The following is a 1407-nucleotide window of genomic DNA, read 5'->3' as shown; positions in this document are numbered from 1 at the left end:
CTCTTTCCCTGCAATGCCGCTGAGACGGTCCTGGCTGATCCGTCCCAGGGTCTTGCCCAGGGTCCCCACTTTGAAAGCGCTCTGGATGTTGGGCACGGAAGCAAAGATCCAGGCATTGGTCATGAAATAGTTGGAATCCCCGTGCTGAAGGAAGGGATGGCCAAAAGCCAGGATCCGTCCTTCATCGTCTGTCCAGGTTACCGTGCCGATGGCTCCGATGACCATATCTCCCCGGACCATGGAAACCCCCACGGAACTTCCCGGTTCCAGCTTCACATTGTCCAGTTGTTCCGTCCCTCCCGGCACGGCATAGGAGGTAAGGCCGAAAGGAGACAGGTTTTCGTTCAGATGGGCCACCCCGTCAGCGGTAAAACCGCTGACCATGAGAGGGGTGCTCTTGGGCAGGAAGACGGAAGGCCGGGGATCGGTCTCGTCAAAGAGCCGGAGCATTTCGTTGATGGGGGTCAGGAAACAGTAGTTGGGGTCGGAAAAAGCCTGACCATAGGCCACGGCTCCGGCCAGCCGGCCGTCGATGTACACCGGGCTGCCGCTCATGCCCTGGGCGATGCCCCCGCTTTCCTTCAGCAGAGGGCCGGACGCCTTGATCAGGATGTTGTAGCCCCCGGTTTCCGTACCGGTGACCCCCAGGACTTCCACATCAAAGGTTTCGATGTCCGCTCCCCGGATCACTGTTTTCCCATATCCCTTCATGCCCGGTTTCAGCTCTTCCACGGCAATGGTGGGAATGGCGGCACTTACCAGGGAAACCGCCGCCACAAGGCAGCCCAGGGTCAGCACCAGGAGCCGCTTCCACTTGAAACAACGCATAATTCCTCCTGTAAAAAAGAGGGTGTGACTGTGTATTTCACACCCTCTGGTTCCTGTAATTATCAATAATGGAAAAAACTGCCTGCATCAGGGCTGGATGGTGGCCACCACCTGGTCCGCTGCAATCTGGCTGCCGGGAGCCACTTCCACGGAAACCACTTTCCCGCTGCAGTTGGCACGGGCTGCCGGTGCCGTCCCGGTCAGGGTCTTCACCGTAACCAGCACAGAACCTTCCGATACCTGGGTGCCCACGGAAACCACCGTTGCCACCTGGCCGGAGAGACTGCTTTTCTGGGGCTGCACCCCTGCCGCCTGGGCAATGCCCAAAGCCAGCAATACCATCAGCAAGGCTGCTGCCCATATTTTTCTGTTTTTCAGGATTTTGTGTAACATGATCAGCACCTCTTTTCTTTCGTTTGTTTATTATATACCGAAGGAGAGGGGAGATGCAAGGGGGCTGTTGCCGGTAAGGCAGCAGCCCCCTCTTCAGGTCTCGGGTCTCGAGTCATGAGGCTCGGGCCACTGGATAGAACCTGTCCTTCGGCCGGGTTCTTCTTATTGTGTATAACCGTAGGGGGC

At 57.6% G+C, this 1407-nt stretch carries 2 protein-coding genes; both read right to left on the bottom strand.

The genetic code is table 11. From position 1 onward, the window contains the following. On the bottom strand, positions 1 to 828 hold an 828-nt coding region (locus QVO43_RS01595), incomplete at its 3' end, for a SpoIVB peptidase S55 domain-containing protein (RefSeq protein WP_288174309.1). Positions 829 to 915: 87 nt separating this feature from the next. After that, on the bottom strand, positions 916 to 1221 hold the full coding sequence (locus QVO43_RS01590; RefSeq protein ID WP_022486866.1) for an acetyl-CoA carboxylase biotin carboxylase subunit: 306 nt from the start codon (positions 1219 to 1221) through the stop codon (positions 916 to 918). Positions 1222 to 1407 lie beyond the last annotated feature (186 nt).

The organism is Acidaminococcus sp. CAG:542 (genome assembly GCF_000437815.1).
Classification (GTDB): domain Bacteria; phylum Bacillota; class Negativicutes; order Acidaminococcales; family Acidaminococcaceae; genus Acidaminococcus.
The sequence above is the reverse complement of the archived record's forward strand: the minus strand, read 5'-3'. Positions and strand labels throughout refer to the sequence as shown.